Here is a 19,260-nt window from a genome sequence, read left to right on the forward strand (position 1 = left end):
CATGTCCGATATGCCTCGATTCATTCGCTTCATCAGTCGTACCAGCCTCGTTGCCCAGATCGTCGCGGGCCTGGTGGCTGGCGCCTTGCTTGCGCTACTGCTGCCTGGCGCAGCAAAATCCGTAGCTCTTCTCGGTGATCTGTTCGTGCAGGCGCTCAAAGCGGTAGCACCGATTCTGGTGTTCGTGTTGGTGACCTCTTCACTGGCCAACCACAAGCGCGGCCAGCCTACCCATATCCGCCCCATCATCTTGTTGTACGCGCTCGGCACGCTGAGTGCGGCGGCCGTTGCCGTGCTGGCGAGCTTCATATTTCCAACCACGCTCACGCTGGTCAGCGGTGCTGCGGATGTAACGCCGCCGTCGGGCGTTGGGGCCGTATTGCAGACGCTGCTGTTCAATATCACGGCTAACCCGGTGCAGGCGCTGCTCGACGGCAACTTCATCGGCATCCTGGCCTGGGCCATCGGACTTGGCTTCGCCTTCCGTCATGCACAAGAAAGCACCCGGCATCTGATCAGTGACCTTTCCGATGGCGTCACCTTGATCGTCAAGGTGGTCATCCGCTTCGCCCCGCTGGGGGTATTCGGGCTGGTAGCCGGCACGTTGGCCGAATCGGGCTTCGACGTGCTGCTGGGCTACATGCGGTTGTTGCTGGTGCTGGTCGGCGCGATGCTGTTCATGGCGTTGGTGATGAATCCGCTGATCGTGTTCTGGCAGATCCGTCGCAACCCGTATCCGCTGGTATTCGCCTGCCTGCGAGAAAGCGGTATCACGGCGTTCTTCACGCGCAGTTCTGCCGCGAACATTCCGGTGAACATGCAGCTCTGCCAGCGGCTCGGGCTGCACAAGGACACCTATTCGGTATCCATTCCGCTCGGGGCGACGATCAACATGGGCGGCGCGGCGATCACCATCACGGTGCTCACCCTGGCGGCGGTAAACACTCTGGGTATCGAGGTGGATATCGCCACGGCGGTGCTGCTCAGCCTTCTGGCTGCGGTATGTGCCTGCGGTGCGTCGGGTGTCGCCGGTGGTTCGCTGCTGCTCATTCCGCTGGCGTGCAGCCTGTTTGGCATCTCCAATGACCTAGCGATGCAGGTGGTGGCTGTCGGCTTCATCATCGGGGTCGTCCAGGACTCGGCGGAAACCGCGCTCAACTCCTCTACCGATGTGTTGTTCACCGCCGCTTCATGTATTGCCCATGGCGATATCGATGGGGGCGCCGAGCGCCGGGTGTGACGGCATTAGGTGGAAACAAAAAACGGCGCCCTAGGGCGCCGTTCTTGTTTGTCGCAAATCAGACTCAGCCTTTGTAACGACGCAGCACCAGCGTGGAGTTGGTGCCGCCGAAGCCGAAGCTGTTGCTCATCACGGTATCGAGCTGCACGTTCTCGCGGGTTTCGCGAAGAATCGGCATGTCGGCGACCTCCGGATCCAGCTCGTCGATGTTGGCGGAGCCCGCGATGAAGTTGCCTTCCATCATCAGCATCGAGTAGATCGCTTCGTGAACGCCTGCGGCGCCGAGGGAGTGGCCGGACAGGCTCTTGGTCGAGCTGATGGTCGGGATCTTGTCGCCGAACATGTTGCGTACGGCCTTGATCTCGGCCACATCGCCGACCGGCGTGGAGGTGCCGTGGGTGTTCAGGTAGTCGATCGGGGTATCGACGGTCGACATTGCCTGCTGCATGCAGCGCAGGGCGCCTTCGCCACTCGGAGCAACCATGTCGTAGCCGTCGGAAGTGGCGCCGTAGCCGACGATTTCAGCATAGATCTTGGCGCCGCGCTTGAGTGCGTGCTCCAGTTCTTCGACCACCACCATGCCGCCGCCGCCGGCGATGACGAAACCGTCACGCTTGGCGTCGTAGGCGCGGGAGGCTTTCTCCGGGGTATCGTTGTACTGGCTGGACAGCGCCCCCATGGCATCGAACAGGCAGCTCTGGCTGTAATGCTCTTCTTCACCACCACCGGCGAAGACCACATCCTGCTTGCCCATCTGGATCTGCTCCATGGCGTGGCCGATGCAGTGCGCGCTGGTGGCGCAGGCCGAAGCGATGGAGTAGTTGATGCCTTTGATACGGAACGGCGTCGCCAGGCAGGCAGAAACGGTGCTGCTCATGGTGCGCGGCACGCGGTATGGGCCGATACGCTTGACGCCCTTGTCGCGCAGAATGTCGATGGCTTCCATCTGGTTGATGGTCGAGGCGCCACCGGAACCGGCCACCAGGCCGATGCGCGGGTTGGAAATGTCATCGAGGCTGAAGCCGGCATCTTTCACGGCCTGCTCCATTGCCAGATAGGCGTAGGCGGCGGCGTCACCCATGAAGCGCAGGACCTTGCGGTCGATCAGCTCTTCGAGGTTCAGGTTGACGGAGCCGGAAACCTGGCTGCGCAGCCCCATGTCCGCGTAGGACTGGTTGAAGCGAATGCCGGGGCGGCCGGCGCGCAGGTTGCCGGAGACGGTCTCTTTGTCATTGCCCAGGCAGGAAACGATACCCAGGCCAGTGATCACGACGCGACGCATGCGGATGTCCTTCAAAAGCTGTCGGTAGAGGTGAACAGGCCGACGCGCAAGCCTTCGGCACTGTAAATCTCGCGGCCATCAACGCTGACGGTGCCATCGGCGATGCCGAGAATCAGCGAGCGGTTGATGGTGCGCTTGATGTGAATGTTGTAGGTGACCTTCTTGGCGGTCGGCAGAACCTGACCGAAGAACTTCACTTCGCCGGAGCCGAGGGCACGGCCGCGGCCGGGGTTGCCCTGCCAACCGAGGTAGAAGCCGACCAGCTGCCACATGGCATCCAGGCCCAGGCAGCCGGGCATGACCGGATCGCCTTCGAAATGGCAAGCGAAGAACCAGAGATCAGGGTTGATATCCAGTTCGGCGACCAGTTCGCCCTTGCCATACTTGCCGCCCACTTCACTGATGTGAACGATACGATCGACCATCAGCATGTTCGGCGCGGGCAGTTGCGCATTACCGGGACCGAAGAGTTCGCCGCGGCTGCAACGAAGCAGGTCTTCCCGAGTAAAGGCGTGTTGTTTGGTCATGCGTATTCCTCAATGGGCCCCTGCGAAGGGCTTTGCTGCTTACATACCGGGCCAGAATTCGAGGCCTGATCATCAAGACTAGTCATAGACTGCCGCGTTGTGGCTAAAGTCACAGCTTGCCAACAGCGACGCCATTCAATCCGTACCTGCGGCTGAAGGCGCAAAGACAGAAACGGGCGGCTACTTTAACACTCCTTAACGACGAACGAGGACCTTGCGACAGCGTGCCCTCTATAGACAATCGTTGCAGGGACGGTTGCATGGCGTGGACGATTACCTGCTGCTAACGCTCGGGCAGGCTCTGAATCAGTGTTAGCAGCGACCGTAAGCAAATGATTTAACAGGGCTTGGCGGTTGCGCTGGCCGCTGTGAAGATGAAACGTATAATGCCCGGCACTGCCATTTCGGATGGCCTACGACGGATTCCACATGACACGACAGCAACCCATCGCGGTACTCGGCGGCGGCAGTTTCGGGACCGCGATCGCCAATCTGTTGGCCGAGAACGGTCACCACGTTCTGCTCTGGATGCGCGATGCGGAGCAGGCTGAAAGCATCCGAAGGCTGCGACAGAACCCGCGCTACCTGAAGGGCGTCGAGATCCTGGTGCAGGTCGAGCCGACCACCGATCTGTCGTCCACTCTCGATGCCTGCGAGCTGATCTTCGTTGCGCTGCCGTCCAGCGCGCTGCGCCAGGCGCTGCAGCCGTTCGCCGCGCAGCTTGGCGGCAAGATGCTGGTCAGTACAACCAAGGGCATCGAGGCTGACGGATTCATGCTGATGAGCCAGATCCTCGAGCAGATCGCACCCCAGGCGCGCATCGGCGTGCTGTCCGGACCGAATCTGGCGCGGGAAGTAGCCGAGCATGCGTTGACGGCGACCGTCGTGGCGAGCCATGACGAGGCGCTGTGCCGAAGCGTGCAGCATTATCTGCACGGTCGTACGTTCCGCGTTTACGCCAGCTCCGATCGTTTCGGCGTCGAGCTGGGTGGCGCGCTGAAGAACGTCTACGCGATCATGGCGGGCATGGCCGCTGCGCTGGGCATGGGTGAGAACACTCGCAGCATGCTGATCACCCGTGCATTGGCGGAGATGACCCGGTTCGCTGTGAAACTGGGCGCCAATCCCATGACCTTTCTCGGGCTGGCAGGGGTGGGCGATCTGATCGTTACCTGCACCTCGCCCAAGAGTCGCAATTTCCAGGTGGGCTACGCCCTGGGCGAAGGCCTTAGCCTGGAAGCGGCGGTTTCCCGGCTGGGCGAGGTTGCGGAAGGCGTCAATACCATCAAGGTGCTCAAGTGCAAGGCCGAGGAGCTGCAGGTGTACATGCCGCTGGTCGCGGGTCTGCATGCCATCCTGTTCGAGGGGCGTACGCTCGATCAGATCATCGGTGTACTGATGCGGGGCGAGCCCAAGACCGATGTGGATTTCATTTCAACCGACGGTTTCTGAGCCGAGCGTAGGGGACATTCCATGAATCAATCGAACCAGGCAACGGACCGGGAATCGCTGATCCTGCGGGCCGTCTGGATGCTGATCTTCTTCTTCGTCTGGCAGTTGGCCGAGCTGGCCCTGCTGGTGGTCGTGGTGCTGCAACTGGTGATGCGCCTGGTCAAGGGCTATGCCGACTCCAGTCTGCAGGGCTTTGGTGACAGCCTCAGCCAATACATCGCGCAGATCGGCCGTTTCGCCACCTTCAATACCGAGCGCAAGCCCTGGCCGCTTTCGGATTGGCCCACACCACGCCCTGCGGATGTGGAACTGACCACCCCGGTTCCGCCCGTTGCGCCAACCGAGCCGAAGGACTCCCAGCAGGGTCCGACGGTATGAGGCTTTGGCTGCTACGACATGGCGAAGCCGAGCCCAGCGCGCGCACCGATGCGGAGCGCAACCTGACTGAGGGGGGGCGCCGCGATGTGCGCCGCAGCGCCACTTTTCTTCGCGGTAAGCCGCTGCAGACGATTCTGGTAAGTCCGTTCCAGCGCGCGCAGCAGACTGCGGATGAGGTGCGCAAGGCTCTCGGCTTCGCCGGCCAGTGCGAGACGGTTGACTGGGCGACACCGGAGTCCGATCTTGCCGAGGCATTGCGGCAGCTCGATCTGCGCGGCGAAAGCGATCTGCTACTGGTCACCCACCAGCCCTTCGTCGGCAATCTTGCCGGCTGGCTGATGAACGGCAACTATGCGGAGCCTGTGCCGATGGCGACCGCGTCCCTGGCGGAGCTGGAGGGTGAGGCAATTGCCGGAGGGCTGATGCGGCTGGTGTCCTTGCGTCACGTTGGTTAGGGTTGACCGGTCCGCCAGGCTGTTTTGCTCACGGCGGCACATCAATCAAGAACAACAATAGACGTCAGGAGTATGCGCATTGAGTATCTGGCACCGTCAGCCCAACCTGGAAGAGCTTCACAGTACCCGCAAGAACACCATCACCGAATTGCTGGACATCCGCTTCGAGACCTTCGATGACTCATCCATCACCGCCAGCATGCCGGTCGATGCACGCACTCACCAGCCTTACGGCCTGCTACATGGCGGTGCCTCTGTAGTGCTGGCTGAAACGCTCGGTTCGATGGCCAGCTATCACTGCATCGACAGTAGCAAGTTCTATTGCGTTGGCCTCGAAGTGAACGCCAACCATCTGCGCGGTTTGCGCAGCGGACGCGTGACCGGCGTATGCCGGCCGGTGCACCTGGGACGTTCGACCCATGTCTGGGATATCCGTCTCAGCGGTGAGGACGGCAAACCAAGCTGCATTTCACGTTTGACTGTCGCGATCGTGCCGCTGGAAAAAGGTGCTTCGGCGGGCTGACAGCAAACCTGGGACATTGCGGCCTGCTGATTGGCCTGAATGCCCTTCATTCGGCAGGGCTATGGCGATTGCTGCCTGCCGAGGCCTGCCAGACAATGAGGCTTCAGTCTGTCCGGCAACGCCTTCCATGTCGCAACGCATCTTCTTCGCCCACGCCAATGGCTTTCCCTCGGCCACCTATCGCAAGCTGTTCGACGCCCTGGCGCCGGAATACCGGGTCACGCACATGGACCGCCATGGGCACGACCCGCGCTTTCCGGTCGACGATAACTGGAACAACCTGCTCGACGAGTTGTTCGAGCAGCTCGATCGATTGCACGAGCCGGTGTGGGGGGTAGGGCATTCGTTCGGTGGCATGCTGCATTACCGCGCCGCGCTGCTGCGCCCGGAGCTGTACCACGGGGTCGTCATGCTGGATTCGCCGATACCGACCTGGTTCGACCAGACGGTGATCTGGGCGGCCAAGCGCCTCGGTTTCATCGACCGGCTGACGCCGGCTGGCCGCACGCTGGGACGGCGCGAACAGTTCGCCAGTGTCGAAGAGGCACGCGCCTATTTCGCCGGCAAAGCCCTGTTCAGCAGCTTTGATCCGGAATGCCTCGAAGCCTATATCGAGCATGGTCTGGAGCCTGTAGGGCAGGGGGTGCGCCTGCGTTTCGATCCGCAGACTGAAATCAGCATCTATCGCAGCGTGCCTCATCTCACTCCCGGTTGGCCGCCGGCCTTGAAGATTCCGCTGGCGATGATTCGCGGGCGCGATAGTCGTGTCGTGCTGCCGCATCATGGTTATCTGCTGCGGCTGATGTCGCGTGGCGAAGCGCACAGCTTGCCAGGAGGCCACATGTTTCCGTTCGAACAGCCGCAGCAGACCGCGGAAAAGCTGCGTGAACTGCTTGGCCGCTGGGGCAGCTCTACCGAGCTTTCCAAGGGGGCTGCATGAGCGTGCTGTTCGAAGAAGTCCGGCTGAGCCTGCCGCATCTCGAGGTGGCGGCGCATCTTTACGGGCCCGACGATGGCAAGCCGGTGATTGCGTTGCATGGCTGGCTGGATAACGCGGCGACCTTCAGCCGGCTGGCGCCCAGGCTGCAAGGGCTGCGCATCGTGGCGCTGGATTTGCCTGGTCATGGCCATTCCGATCATCGTCCGATCGGGGCCGGATACAACATCTGGGACTACGCCCATGACGTGCTGCAGGTCGCCGAGCAGTTTGGCTGGCAGCGCTTTTCATTGCTCGGGCACTCCATGGGCGCGATCGTTTCCGTGCTGCTCGCCGGTGCGCTACCCGAGCGCGTCGAGCGGCTCGCATTGATCGACGGCGTGATTCCCTACACCGGCGAGGCGGATAGCGCGCCGCAGAAGCTTGGTTTTGCCCTCGAGGCGCTACTCGCGGTGAACGACAAGCGCAAGCCGGTCTACGCGAGTTTCGACCAGGCTGTGGAAGCGCGGATGAAAGGTGTCGGCGCGGTCAGTCGCGAGGCGGCCGAGCTGCTCGCACAGCGCGGGTTGATGCCTGTGCCCGGCGGCTACACCTGGCGCACCGATCCACGCCTGATGCTTCCCTCGGCAATGCGGCTGACCCGCGCCCATGCGTTGGCCTTCGTCAGTCGGGTCGCTTGCCCGACCAGCCTGGTGCTGGCCGAGCAGGGGTTGATGATGCAGCCTGAGCTGCTCGAGCTTGTCGAAAGCTTCCCGTTCGATATCCGCCGCCTGGTGGGTGGGCATCATTTGCATCTGGACGATGACATTGGCGCTGAGGCGGTCGCCAGGGTATTCAACAGCTTCTTACGCGACTGACGTATCCGGCGGGCTCGCAATACTCTCTCGCAAACCCTTGCTTGACTTGCTTTTGCCAACTGGCGAGGCTGGGAAGCAATGTTCCAGCAGAGCCAGCGCAATGATTGATCGCTACAGTGCCACGTTTCCCTGCGAGCATCGGCCTGCTGACGTTCTGAGCCTATCGGGTCCATGCGACGCGATACGCCGGTTGAGCTTCTGCAAGCAGTCGAAGGTGTCCCGTTGAGGAGAGTTATGCGAAGTGCATGGATAGCAGCGGCGGCGTTTTTCTCCGCCGCTGTGCTGGCGGCTGACGTTACCGGGAGCGCCGATCTGGAGCGCCTGCCTCGTTTTGCCCAGGCGCAGATCGTCGATTACCGGCAAACCCAGGTTCAGGAGCGGGTGTATCCGCAGGACTCGATACGTCGCATCAGTGGCAACCTGCGGATGGCCTCCCAGGTGGTCGTCTCTGGCGAGCTGACCGCGATCACCTATCAATTGCCAGCCACGCACACGGGTATTGAAGCCTTTACCGAGGCTCGCGGCACGCTTTTGCAACAGGGCGCCGAATTGCTTTTCTGGTGCGAAGGGCGCGAGTGCGGTTCCAGCAGCCTCTGGGCCAACGCTATCTTCAACAAGTCCATGCTCTACGGTCCTGAAGCGCGGCAGGCCTATCTGCTGGCACGCATGCCAGGCGGTGAAGGCGAGCTGATCGCGCTGTACGGGATTACCCGTGGCAACGGCAGGCCTTATCTGCACGTCGAGCAACTCCACTCCGACCGGCCTCTGGCTGGTGTGCTGCCGACTGCGGCGACATTGCAGCGACAGCTGCGCAGCACCGGGGAGCTGCGTTTGCCCGATCTGGCCGATGAGCCGACTGCCGAGTGGGGCGTGCTGCTGGCCAATGTCATGCGTCTGGACAGCACAACGCGGGTGAGCCTGGCCGGGCGTAGCGCAGCCGCCTGGCGTGAAGCGCTGATCGCCGAACGCATTCGTGGCGGTCGCCTGGAAGTGGATGACTCGGAGCAACCCGGCCTGCTCATCAGACTATTGCGCTGATCCTGCGTAACGGCTGCAATAGCCGTCTTCGCTGACGCGTCACGCTGACAGAACGCGCCGGCTCTTTTCAGTAGAGTAATTTCACATGCTCAACAATGATCGCCTGCTGGTGCAGATTCTGCTCCTCGGGCTACTGGCCGCCTGTCTCTGGGTACTGGCGCCCTTTGCTTCCGCGTTGTTCTGGGCTGCCGTTCTGGCATTCGCCAGCTGGCCAGTCATGCGCGTGCTGACCCGTTGGCTGAATGGCAATGCCACGCTTGCCGCCGGTCTGCTCACGTTCAGCTGGATGGTTCTGGTGGCGGTGCCGCTGGTTTGGCTGGGCTTCAACATCGCCGACCAGATCCGCGATGCCAACGCATTGCTGCACGATCTGCAGGTCGAGGGACTGCCGCCGGCGCCGGCCTGGCTGGGTGAGGTGCCGCTGATAGGCGATGCACTGCTGAATTTCTGGAGCACCGTGGACGAGCAGGGCACGGCGCTGATCGCCAGCATTCGGCCCTACATCGGCCAGGTCGCCAACTGGCTGCTGGTGCGCAGCGCGCGCATCGGCGGCGGGATGCTCGAACTTGCGCTGAGCCTGGTGCTGGTGTTCTTCTTCTATCGCGATGGGCCACGCTTGTCGGCATTCGTCCATAGCCTGTTGCACAGGCTGATCGGTGATCGTGCGGATCATTATCTGGAACTCGTTGCGGGGACGGTGCAGCGCGTGGTCAACGGGGTGATAGGCACTGCCGCGGCTCAGGCGATTCTGGCCTACATCGGTTTTCTCATCGCCGGGGTGCCGGGAGCGCTGGTGCTCGGGCTGCTGACCTTCGCCTGTAGCTTCATCATGGTGCCGCCGCTGATCTGGGGCCCTGCCGTTGCCTGGCTGGCCTGGCAGGGCGATTACGGTATGGCGATCTTCCTCGGCATCTGGGGGATGTTCATCATCAGCGGCGTGGACAACGTGCTCAAACCCTATCTGATCAGCCGAGGGGGCAATCTGCCGCTGGTGGTGGTGCTGCTCGGTGTGTTCGGCGGCATTCTCGCGTTCGGTTTCATGGGGCTGTTCCTCGGCCCGACACTGCTCGCGGTGGCCTATAGCCTGCTGGGTGACTGGCTGATCAAGGAGGTGCCGCAGATGCCACCGCACGAATCGACGCAGCTCGCGAACGAGCGGCGGGAACCTGCCGGGCGGTGAGGTGGCGCCTGCCGATCACTGCTCCTCTTCGTAGCGCACGAGGGCGTCGTGGGCGACGATGCGGCCCAGCGCTATGAGCTCCGGCGCCTTGTAGAACTCGTAGAAGCGGCAGGCCCGCTTCGGAATATTGACCAGCACATTCGGCGGATAGCCGGCGATCTTGTACTGCGCCAGCGAAGACTGCATGACATCGAAGCTCTGGTTGATCAGCTCCAGCAGCGACGCCGGGCCAGTCACATCGATTACCGTCGAGCCTTCCGCCGATCGAGGCGCGCTGCGGCTGGTCGGTGCGGCCGGTGGCTGATCACCGCGAGTCAATTCGCCTGCGCGGATATCCTCGATCTGTTCGGTCAGCTCGGCTTCGTCCTTGCGCCAGAACGGGATGTGCGAGCTGATCGAGGTCATGAGCGAGTCGAAGCGGCCGGGGCGCTCGATCTCCGGTAGCGGGTATTGCTTGTGATTGTTGGCGTTGAGGTTGACCGCGATGATCATGTCGCAATGCGCCGACACCACCGGGACGATCGGTAGGGGATTGAGCAGGCCGCCGTCGACCAGCATGCGATTGCCCTGCATGACCGGCGTGAACAGGCTCGGGATGGCCGCGGAGGCGCGCATCGCCAGTTCCAGGCTGCCTTCCTGAAACCAGATCTCCTGCTGATTGGTCAGGTCGGTGGCGACCGCTGTGAACGGAATCGGCAGATCCTCGATGCGGGTCTTGCCGACCATGTCGCGGATGCGGCCGAACACCTTTTCGCCGCGGATCGCGCCGAGACTGAAGCTCGGGTCGACCAGGCGCAGCAGATCCAGATAATCGAGGCTTTCGATCCAGCTGCGGTACTCGTCGAGCTTGCCGGCTGCATAGATGCCGCCGACGACCGCGCCCATTGAACAGCCTGCAATGCAGGCGATCTCATAGCCTCGTGCCTCCAGCTCCTCGATCACGCCGATATGCGCATAGCCCCGTGCGCCACCTGATCCCAATACCAGTGCAACTCTCTTACTCATGCGTTTCTCCCTGTGGCACTCGCGATAGCTTCGTGCCTGGCCGGCAAGCCTGCAAGGGCTGATCGGACCTCGTCACGCTCGAGCCTGTCGTTGCATGCCCGAATCCGGCGGCAACCGGCGAATCTACAGCGGCCTTTGCTACAATCGCCGCCCGTTTGTGCACGTGTCACGAGAGAGTCCGATGAGCGAACCGATCCGCCTCACCCAGTACAGTCACGGCGCCGGCTGCGGCTGCAAGATATCGCCCAAGGTACTGGACGTGATTCTTGCCGGCAGCGGTGCGCAGAACCTCGATCCGCGTCTGTGGGTCGGTAACGCCTCGCGTGATGATGCCGCGGTGTACGGCATCGACGAGGAGCGCGGTGTGGTGTCGACCACCGACTTCTTCATGCCCATCGTCGACGATCCGTTCGACTTCGGCCGCATCGCCGCAACCAATGCCATCAGCGACATCTATGCCATGGGCGGCGATCCGCTGATGGCCATCGCGATCCTCGGCTGGCCGGTCAACGTGCTGCCGCCGGAAGTCGCCCGCGAAGTGATTGCCGGGGGCCGTGCCGTCTGCGATGCCGCAGGCATTCCGCTGGCTGGCGGCCATTCGATCGATGCGCCCGAGCCGATCTTCGGCCTGGCCGTCACCGGGCTGGTGAACAAGCGCCAGATGAAGCGCAACGACACTGCCACCGCCGGCTGCCAGCTGTACCTGACCAAGCCGCTGGGCATCGGCATCCTCACCACCGCCGAGAAAAAGGCCAAGCTGCGCGCCGAGGACGTCGGGCTGGCCCGCGACTGGATGTGCACCCTGAACGCTGCCGGTAGCCGTTTCGGCAAGCTCGAGGGGGTTCGTGCCATGACCGACGTCACTGGCTTCGGCCTGCTCGGCCATCTGGTGGAAATGGCCGACGGCAGCGGCCTGACTGCCGAGATCGACTACGACCGCGTGCCGCGGCTACCGGGCATCGAGTACTACCTGGAGCAGGGTTGCGTGCCCGGCGGGACCCTGCGCAATTTCGACAGCTACGGTGAGCGCATCGGCACGCTCGACGAACGCCACAAGCAGCTGCTCTGTGACCCCCAAACCAGTGGTGGCTTGCTGGTCGCGGTGGCGCCGGAAGGCGAAGCTGAATTCCTCGCCGTTTGCGCCGAGCTCGGCCTCGCCCTGGAGCCGATCGGCCAGCTGGTGGACGCGCGCAGCCATGCGGTAGAGGTGCGTTGATGCGCAGCGATACCGAAGATTTTCGCGCGCTGTTCCTCAACGACACCCCGATGATGGATGCCCGTGCGCCGGTGGAATTCGACAAGGGCGCGTTTCCCGGCGTGGTCAACCTGCCGCTGATGAGCGACATCGAGCGGCAGAAGGTCGGCACCTGCTACAAGCAGCACGGCCAGAAAGCCGCCATCGAGCTGGGCCATCAGCTGGTGTCCGGCAAGACCAAGGCGGAGCGGCTTCAGGCCTGGGCCGATTTCGCCCGGGCTCATCCGAACGGCTACCTGTACTGCTTCCGTGGTGGTTTGCGTTCGAAGATCGTCCAGCAATGGCTGAAGGATGAGATGGGCGTCGAGTACCCGCGGGTCGTCGGCGGCTACAAGGCGATGCGCCATTTCTTGCTGGACACCATTGATCAGGCTGTCGAGCAGTGCGGTTTCGTGCTGGTTGGCGGGATGACCGGTACCGGCAAGACCGAAGTGCTGGCGCAGCTGGATAACAGCCTGGACCTGGAAGGCCTGGCCAATCACCGTGGCTCCAGCTTCGGCAAGCGCGCGACACCACAGCCGGCGCAGATCGATTTCGAGAACGCCCTCGCGATCCGGCTGCTGAAGATGCGTGCAGCGGGCATCGAGACGTTCGTTGTCGAGGACGAGGCGCGTCTGGTCGGGCGTTGCTCGATTCCATTGCCGCTGTTCAACGGCATGCAGGAATTTCCGCTGGTCTGGCTGGAGGACAGCCTGGAAGGGCGCGTCGAGCGGATTCTCAAGGACTACGTGATCGACCTGTGCGCTGAATTCATCGCCGAGCAGGGCGAAAACGGTTTCGCTGCATTCGCCGAGCGTCTGCAGCAAAGTCTGGTCAATATCAGCAAGCGACTCGGCGGCGAGCGTTACCAGCGCCTGGCATTGCTGATGGATCAAGCGCTGGCGGAACAGGCGCGTAGCGGCTCTGTCGACCTGCATCGCGCCTGGATTGAGGCGCTGCTGGGTGAGTATTACGACCCCATGTACGCCTATCAGCGCGAGAGCAAGGCCGAGCGTATCGAGTTCGCTGGCGACCAGCCGTCCGTGGTCGAGTATCTGCGGCACCGTCAGGCGCGAGCGGCGCCTTAATTCCTGAATGGCATACGAGGGATCATGCGATGAAAACCTGGCTATCTTTGCCTTTGCTGGTTCTGTTGCTGGCCGGTTGTGCTGGTAAGACGGCATATCGTGACAGCTGCGCCGCGGAGCTGAATGCGGCGTGGAGGGAGCAGAGCCTGGCAGAAGCCGAAGGCTTCGCCGGTACGGTCAGCTACTCCAAGGCCATGGCCTTGCTGACCGGCGCCAAGACGCAGCAGCAGTTCGAAGCCTTCCGCGGCTGCACGCAGAAGGCGCAGAAGGCGCGCTTCTACCTTCGCGAATCCCGCGCCGGACGCTGAGCCGGCGCCTCCAGTTGCTGGTCCGTTCGCTAGCGCACGGGCCGGCAATTGCCTTCGAGCCTTCCGGCTCGCTTGCCGCTTGCCCGCGGCCCGTAGTCCCACAAGCAATCTCTGCAGCTGTTCTCCGTCGTCTGGAACAGGCGCAGCGGCGTGAGCGCTGCCGGCATCACAAACTCGTCACCGGGCATTTCCTTCGCTTTGCCTGGGCGCAGCCGACCAGTAGCATCAGGACGACGAACGAAGGAGAGTCTATGCGCACCCGATTGGACGCCTGCCTGCGAGCAGTCAACGAAGTATTGCTCGGCAAGGAAGCCCAGGTTCGACTGGCCCTTGCCTGTCTCTTGGCCCGAGGTCATCTGCTGGTCGAAGATATGCCGGGCATGGGCAAGACCACCCTGAGCCATACCCTGGCCAAGGTGCTGGGACTGGAGTTCCAGCGCATCCAGTTCACCTCCGATCTGCTGCCCGGCGACATTCTCGGCACCTCGGTGTTCGACAAGGACAGCGGACAGTTCGTCTTCCACCCGGGTCCGATCTTCGCCGAGCTGGTGCTGGCCGACGAGATCAACCGCGCCACGCCGAAGAGCCAGAGCGCGCTGCTTGAAGCCATGGAGGAGGGGCAGGTCACCATCGAGGGGGCGACGCGCCCGTTACCTGACCCATTCTTCGTCATCGCCACACAGAACCCGGTCAGTTCAGGCGGCACCTTTGCATTGCCGGAATCGCAGCTTGACCGCTTTCTCATGCGCGTTTCCCTGGGCTATCCGGCCAAAGCAGCGGAAAAGGCGCTGCTGTTGGGCGAGTCGCGACGCGATCTGCTGACCCGCCTCGAACCGCTGCTGGAACACGACGAGCTACGTGCCATTCAGGACGCTGTGGGCAACGTGCGGGTCAGCGATGCACTGGTCGATTACGTGCTGCGACTGGTGGAGGCCACCCGCACGCAGCCGCAATTCGCCTGGGGGCTGTCGCCGCGTGGCAGCCTGGCCCTGCTTGCGGCTGCCCGCGCCTGGGCATTCCTCGACGGACGCGACTACGTGATTCCGGAAGATGTGCAGGCGGTGTTGCCCACCGTGGTCGGCCACCGTCTGCGCGAGCGCGCGGATGCCACCGGTCACGGGGGCGGTGCGCTGGTGCAATGGCTGCTGCGCGAGGTGCCTGCGCTGTGACAGCGACATCCGCGCATGATGGCGGGCAACCATCGTGAGGCTGTTGCCGCGCTTTCGTGACCGCTGGCTGCTACGGCGCATCCCGCCCGCTTCCAGCGTGCGCCTGAACCAGCGGCGCATCTTCATCATGCCCACCGCGGTCGGGCTGGCGTTCCTGGTGGCGCTGCTGCTGATGCTGCTGACCGCGATCAACTACCAGAACAGCCTGGCCTACGGCCTGACCTTTCTGCTCGGGTCGTTGTATCTCGTCACCATCCTGCATACCTGGCGCAATCTTGCCGGCCTGGTCCTGCAGGCGGGCGGAACCACCGCAGCATTCGTCGGTGAGCAGGCGCTGTTGCGGGTGCGTCTGGAAAGTCCCGGTCGCGCCTATCAGGCGGTGGCGCTCGGCTGGCCGGCCAGCGGCTTGCGCCTGGTCGATGTGCCGGCGGGCGGCGCCGTCGAAGTCGAATTGAGCCTGCCGACGCAACGCCGCGGCTGGCTGCGACCTGGGCGTGTGCGGGTCGAGAGCCGGTTTCCGCTGGGCCTGCTGGTGGCCTGGAGCTGGATCGATCTGGAGTTGGCGGCGCTGGTCTACCCGCAGCCATCGATTGCCGAGCGCCCTCCTGGCGGCAGTGCGCCGGAAACCGAGGATGAGGGCACGCTGACGCGCGGCGCCGGTGTCGACGACTATCAGGGGCTACGGGCTTGGCAGCCGGGCGATCCGCGCCGACGCCTGCACTGGAAGGCCTATTCCCGTGGCCAGGGCCTGCTGGTGAAGGATTTCGCCAGCCTGCTCGGCAACGATCCGCTGCTCGATTTCGATGCCCTGGACGGCGACACCGAGCAGCGCCTGTCGAGGCTCTGCCACTGGGTCGTCGACCTCAGCGACAAGCAGCAACCGTTCGCACTGCGCCTGCCGGGTGAGCTGGTCGGACCCGATGGCGGGCAGGCTCATCGGGATGCCTGCCTGCGTGCACTGGCGCTGCATGGCCTGAGCGAGGAGGGCGTGAAGTGAGCGCGAAGCCGGGAATTCCGCGCAACAGCCTGATCTGGCTGCTGGTGGCGCAGGTGCTGGTGATCCTGCCGCACCTCACTCATCTGCCGCTATGGATCATCGGCCTGTGGTTGGGCTGCGCCAGCTGGCGGATTCAGATATTCCGCATGCGTGCGCGTTATCCGCGCAGCTGGCTCAAGGCGCTGCTGATGATTGGCGCCGGCTTCGGCGTGTATTTCTCGCGCGGCAGCCTGGTCGGCCTGGAAGCCGGCGTGGTGCTGCTGATAGCTGCGTTCATTCTCAAGCTCGTGGAGATGAGCACCCGTCGCGATGCACTGGTACTGATCTTCCTCGGCTTCTTCGCGGTGGTGACCAGCTACCTGTTCGAGGACAGCCTGGTCGCCGGACTGTATAGCCTGCTGCCCGTCACCGCATTGCTGGCCGCGATGATCGGGCTGCAGCAGAGTAGCCTGGTCACCCGACCATGGCCGACGGTACGCCTGGCCGGTTCGCTGCTGTTGCAGGCGATTCCGCTGATGCTGGTGCTGTTTCTGTTCTTCCCCCGCCTGCCGCCACTGTGGTCGTTGCCGCAGGCCGGCGACCGCGGCACAACCGGCTTGGCCGATCACATGGCGCCCGGCGACATCGCCCGTCTTGGCCGTTCGGCGGAGCTGGCCTTTCGCGTCACCTTCGACGGCGACATTCCGCCCCGCGACCAGCTCTACTGGCGCGCGGTGACCTTCGAACGCTTCGACGGTCGTCGCTGGTCGCAATCCTACGCTTCGCAGCTTCCCCAGGCGCCGGAGTGGCAGGCGGCTGGTGAGCCGCTCAGCTACAGCATCGTCATGCAGCCCAGCGGCCAGCCCTGGCTGTTCGCGCTGGATGTGCCGCAGGTTGCGAGCGGCGAGGCGCAGCTTATGGCGGATTTTCATCTCCAGCGCCGCCAGCCGGTGAACAAGCCGCTGATGTATCAGGCGACTTCATGGCTGGACGCGCGTCGCGAAGCGATCAGCGCACCGGCGAGCCTCGGGCGGGCATTGCAGCTGCCGGAGCAGGGCAATCCACGCGCCCGCGCCTGGGCGAGCGAGCTACGGCAATCCGCGCAGGCGCCTCAGGCGATGGTGGATGCGCTGTTGAAGCACTTCAACCGCCAGCCCTATCACTACACCCTGGAGCCGCCGCCAGTGGGCAGCGATATCGTCGATGACTTCCTGTTCGAGACGCGCAGTGGTTTCTGCGCTCACTACGCCGGCGCCATGACCTTCGTCCTGCGCGCAGCGGGGATTCCGGCGCGGGTGGTGGCGGGCTATCAGGGCGGTGAGGTCAACCCGGCGGGCAATTATCTCTCCGTTCATCAGTTCGACGCCCACGCCTGGGTCGAATACTGGGTCGCGGAGCGTGGTTGGGTCAGTGTCGACCCGACCTTCCAGGTTGCGCCCGAGCGGGTGGAGCAGGGCCTGGAGCAGGCGCTGGCCCGTGAGCAGAGCTTTCTCGCCGACGAACCGATGTCACTGCTCCGCTACCGTGATATCGGCTGGATGAACGCGCTGCGCCTGCGCTGGGACAGCCTCAATTACGGTTGGCAGCGCTGGGTACTCAACTATCAGGACGAGCAGCAGTCGCAGATGCTGCAACGCTGGTTCGGCAAGCTGGACGGCCAGACGCTCGGTCTTGGCCTGGTGGCGCTGCTGGGTGTGCTGACCGGCGTGCTCGCGCTGCTGCTGTTCAAGCCCTGGCGGCGCGAAACGGACGCTCAGCAGCGCCTGTTCCGGCGCTTCGAACGACTTCTGGCACGTCATGGCGCGCGCCGCCACAAAGGCGAGGGCGCCCGTAGTTTCGCCCAGCGCGCCGCAGCGATGCTGCCCGAACAGGCGCCGGCCATCCTTGCGTTCGTCAGCCTCTACGAGGCGCAGCGCTACGCCCAGCAAACTGATGCGACTGACGACCTGTCACGCGCCTTGAGCCAGCTGCGCCGGGCGCTGCCCTGGCGTCCCGCTGCGCCGGCGCAACGTGGCTGACGTCCATTGCCGGCATGGATGATTCGGCATTTCATGCGGCCGCTTCTGCCAGGCAGGCTCGCACCCTCACCGGCGCCCCTTTAACATCGCTCGCATAACGAACGATAACGAGGTGGATATGGAGCTTTGCGAGCTGTTGCAGGCGGTGCGTGACAACCCCGGCAGTGTGGTGGTACCGGCCAGCTGGGGACAGGGGCGTGCCGGTTTCGGCGGTCTGGTCGCCGCACTGGTCTTCGAAAGCATGCGCGCCAAGGTGCCCGACGGTAGACCGCTGCGTTCGCTGGCGATCACCTTCGTCGGGCCGCTGGCGCTGGACACGCCGGCGAGCTTCGAGGCCGAGGTACTGCGAGAAGGCAAGGCCGTGAGCCAGATGCTCGGCCGGGTGATGCAGGACGGGCAGGTGGTCACCATAGTCCAGGGCAGCTTCGGCGCAGCGCGCAGTTCCGTCGTGGATGTCGCGGCCGAGCCGGCGCCAGCCATGCCACCGGTCGAAGCCTGCCAGGAACTGCCTTACGTAGCAGGCGTAACGCCGGAATTTACCCGCTACCTGGCCATGCGCTGGGGCATCGGCGGGCTGCCATTTTCCGGCAACGCGTCCCGCGAAATGGGCGGCTGGGTGCGCCAGCGTGGTGATGTACCCCGCGAGCCGATGACCGAAGCGCACCTGCTGGCGCTGGTCGATGCCTGGCCGCCTGCCGTGTTGCCGCATCTGAAGAGCTTCGCGCCCGGCAGTTCACTGACCTGGACCATCGAATTCATCCAGCCGTTGCCTGAACTCGACAGCCACGACTGGTGCATGTACCGCGCAGTTATCGAGCATGCCCGTGACGGCTACGGCCACTGCGCCGCGGCGTTGTGGACGCCAACCGGAGAATTGGTCGCACTGAGCCGGCAAACGGTGACCGTTTTTGGCTGATGGCAATCGGCGGTGTGCGTTACCGATGTTCATCGCCGAGGTGCCGCGCTACGCGAGGGTTTTACTTGCGATCGGTGCGGTAGATCTTTTCCGGATTCATCTTCGGGCTCCACGGCAGGCCGGCGTTCTGCCAGCCGTTCTGTAGGCGAAAACCTGCCTGCGGTCCTTCCTTTATGGCCGCGCCCTGAAATCCATCGACGACATACCGTGCATTGGGAAAACCGTTCTCACGCAGGAAATCCGCACTGGGTTTGCCACGCTCGCTGCCCGAGCGGCACATGGTGATGATTTCGGTGTCGGCGCCCAGCCCACGCTTGTCCAGTTCGGCCTGGATCTGCTCGAGGAACTTCGGATTACGGTTGGTCTGGAACGCACCGCGCTCGTCATTCCAGGCGTTCCGCTCGACGAGCAGATACGGAATGTTGGTGTCCACGGCATCGGTGAAGCCGACGAACATGATCTCCACCGGGTCGCGGACGTCGATGAAGAGGACCTTTGCACCCTCCTGTTGGGCGCGGGCGTAGGCGTCTTGCGGGGTGACTTCGAGTTCTACTGCCTGGGCCGCGAAAGCCAGCATGCTGAGGGAAAGGGCGATCAATGAGGATTTCATCTGAAGCTCCGACATGAAAGGACGTAGATGTTCGGGTCATCTTATACCGGTGGGGGTATTTATCCAC

At 63.5% G+C, this 19,260-nt stretch carries 20 protein-coding genes; 16 read left to right on the forward strand and 4 right to left on the reverse strand.

Features of this window, described 5'->3' with window-relative positions:
* Position 1 precedes the first annotated feature (1 nt).
* Positions 2-1,240: a serine/threonine transporter SstT gene (sstT, locus tag RT582_RS06715; RefSeq protein WP_104097484.1), complete on the forward strand. Its 1,239-nt coding sequence runs from the start codon at positions 2-4 to the stop codon at positions 1,238-1,240.
* A 64-nt stretch (positions 1,241-1,304) separates the two neighbouring features.
* Here sstT and fabB read toward each other — a convergent pair whose 3' ends face one another.
* Together fabB and fabA are read right to left on the reverse strand one after the other, a co-directional pair.
* Positions 1,305-2,522, reverse strand: a complete 1,218-nt coding sequence (gene fabB, locus RT582_RS06720; protein ID WP_003302431.1) for a beta-ketoacyl-ACP synthase I — start codon at positions 2,520-2,522, stop codon at positions 1,305-1,307.
* An 11-nt stretch (positions 2,523-2,533) separates the two neighbouring features.
* On the reverse strand, positions 2,534-3,049 hold the full coding sequence (gene fabA, locus RT582_RS06725; RefSeq protein WP_003285418.1) for a 3-hydroxyacyl-[acyl-carrier-protein] dehydratase FabA: 516 nt from the start codon (positions 3,047-3,049) through the stop codon (positions 2,534-2,536).
* 429 nt (positions 3,050-3,478) lie between these two features.
* Here fabA and RT582_RS06730 point away from each other — a divergent pair, with 429 nt between their 5' ends.
* From RT582_RS06730 to RT582_RS06765, 8 genes are all read left to right on the forward strand, one after another.
* On the forward strand, positions 3,479-4,501 hold the full coding sequence (locus RT582_RS06730) for an NAD(P)H-dependent glycerol-3-phosphate dehydrogenase (protein ID WP_278348176.1): 1,023 nt from the start codon (positions 3,479-3,481) through the stop codon (positions 4,499-4,501).
* A gap of 21 nt (positions 4,502-4,522) precedes the next feature.
* Entirely contained in the window at positions 4,523-4,879 is a 357-nt protein-coding gene (locus tag RT582_RS06735; protein WP_278348175.1) for a DUF4389 domain-containing protein, read from the forward strand.
* Complete coding sequence (sixA, locus tag RT582_RS06740; RefSeq protein ID WP_313476984.1) at positions 4,876-5,334, forward strand: phosphohistidine phosphatase SixA; 459 nt, start codon at positions 4,876-4,878, stop codon at positions 5,332-5,334. Before RT582_RS06735 ends, sixA begins: the two co-directional genes overlap by 4 nt.
* A gap of 79 nt (positions 5,335-5,413) precedes the next feature.
* Positions 5,414-5,857 carry a hotdog fold thioesterase gene (locus RT582_RS06745; protein WP_044314286.1) on the forward strand — a complete coding sequence of 148 codons (444 nt, stop codon included), beginning with the start codon at positions 5,414-5,416 and terminating at the stop codon, positions 5,855-5,857.
* 127 nt (positions 5,858-5,984) lie between these two features.
* Positions 5,985-6,797: an alpha/beta fold hydrolase gene (locus RT582_RS06750; protein WP_102831610.1), complete on the forward strand. Its 813-nt coding sequence runs from the start codon at positions 5,985-5,987 to the stop codon at positions 6,795-6,797.
* On the forward strand, positions 6,794-7,651 hold the full coding sequence (locus RT582_RS06755; protein ID WP_313476985.1) for an alpha/beta hydrolase: 858 nt from the start codon (positions 6,794-6,796) through the stop codon (positions 7,649-7,651). Before RT582_RS06750 ends, RT582_RS06755 begins: the two co-directional genes overlap by 4 nt.
* Before the next feature lie 234 nt (positions 7,652-7,885).
* Entirely contained in the window at positions 7,886-8,689 is an 804-nt protein-coding gene (locus RT582_RS06760; protein ID WP_044315418.1) for a DUF4892 domain-containing protein, read from the forward strand.
* Between the two features lie 85 nt (positions 8,690-8,774).
* Positions 8,775-9,869, forward strand: a complete 1,095-nt coding sequence (locus RT582_RS06765; protein WP_023447213.1) for an AI-2E family transporter — start codon at positions 8,775-8,777, stop codon at positions 9,867-9,869.
* 15 nt (positions 9,870-9,884) lie between these two features.
* On the opposite strand, the gene RT582_RS06770 is transcribed toward RT582_RS06765, so the two are convergent.
* Positions 9,885-10,874, reverse strand: a complete 990-nt coding sequence (locus RT582_RS06770) for a patatin-like phospholipase family protein (protein ID WP_031298529.1) — start codon at positions 10,872-10,874, stop codon at positions 9,885-9,887.
* 181 nt (positions 10,875-11,055) lie between these two features.
* Between RT582_RS06770 and selD the strand changes: the two genes are divergently transcribed.
* The 7 genes from selD (at position 11,056) to RT582_RS06805 (ending at position 18,583) form a co-directional block, all read left to right on the forward strand.
* Positions 11,056-12,090 carry a selenide, water dikinase SelD gene (gene selD, locus RT582_RS06775; RefSeq protein WP_312144931.1) on the forward strand — a complete coding sequence of 345 codons (1,035 nt, stop codon included), beginning with the start codon at positions 11,056-11,058 and terminating at the stop codon, positions 12,088-12,090.
* Positions 12,090-13,196: a tRNA 2-selenouridine(34) synthase MnmH gene (gene mnmH, locus RT582_RS06780; protein ID WP_313476986.1), complete on the forward strand. Its 1,107-nt coding sequence runs from the start codon at positions 12,090-12,092 to the stop codon at positions 13,194-13,196. Before selD ends, mnmH begins: the two co-directional genes overlap by 1 nt.
* A gap of 29 nt (positions 13,197-13,225) precedes the next feature.
* Entirely contained in the window at positions 13,226-13,504 is a 279-nt protein-coding gene (locus tag RT582_RS06785) for a hypothetical protein (RefSeq protein ID WP_090519764.1), read from the forward strand.
* A gap of 251 nt (positions 13,505-13,755) precedes the next feature.
* Positions 13,756-14,673, forward strand: coding sequence for an AAA family ATPase (locus tag RT582_RS06790; RefSeq protein WP_014820448.1), 918 nt, complete (start codon positions 13,756-13,758; stop codon positions 14,671-14,673).
* Between the two features lie 34 nt (positions 14,674-14,707).
* Positions 14,708-15,670, forward strand: a complete 963-nt coding sequence (locus RT582_RS06795) for a DUF58 domain-containing protein (protein WP_044315420.1) — start codon at positions 14,708-14,710, stop codon at positions 15,668-15,670.
* Positions 15,667-17,667 (forward strand): transglutaminase TgpA family protein, encoded by a 2,001-nt coding sequence (locus tag RT582_RS06800; protein WP_044315421.1) that lies wholly within the window; start codon positions 15,667-15,669, stop codon positions 17,665-17,667. The genes RT582_RS06795 and RT582_RS06800 overlap by 4 nt, the downstream gene beginning before the upstream one ends.
* 118 nt (positions 17,668-17,785) lie before the next feature.
* Positions 17,786-18,583, forward strand: coding sequence for an acyl-CoA thioesterase (locus tag RT582_RS06805; protein ID WP_014820445.1), 798 nt, complete (start codon positions 17,786-17,788; stop codon positions 18,581-18,583).
* 61 nt (positions 18,584-18,644) lie between these two features.
* Here RT582_RS06805 and RT582_RS06810 read toward each other — a convergent pair whose 3' ends face one another.
* Positions 18,645-19,193, reverse strand: coding sequence for a rhodanese-like domain-containing protein (locus RT582_RS06810; protein WP_313476987.1), 549 nt, complete (start codon positions 19,191-19,193; stop codon positions 18,645-18,647).
* Positions 19,194-19,260: the final 67 nt, after the last annotated feature.

The sequence above is a fragment of the Stutzerimonas kunmingensis genome (assembly GCF_032106285.1).
In the GTDB taxonomy this organism is placed as follows: domain Bacteria; phylum Pseudomonadota; class Gammaproteobacteria; order Pseudomonadales; family Pseudomonadaceae; genus Stutzerimonas; species Stutzerimonas kunmingensis_B.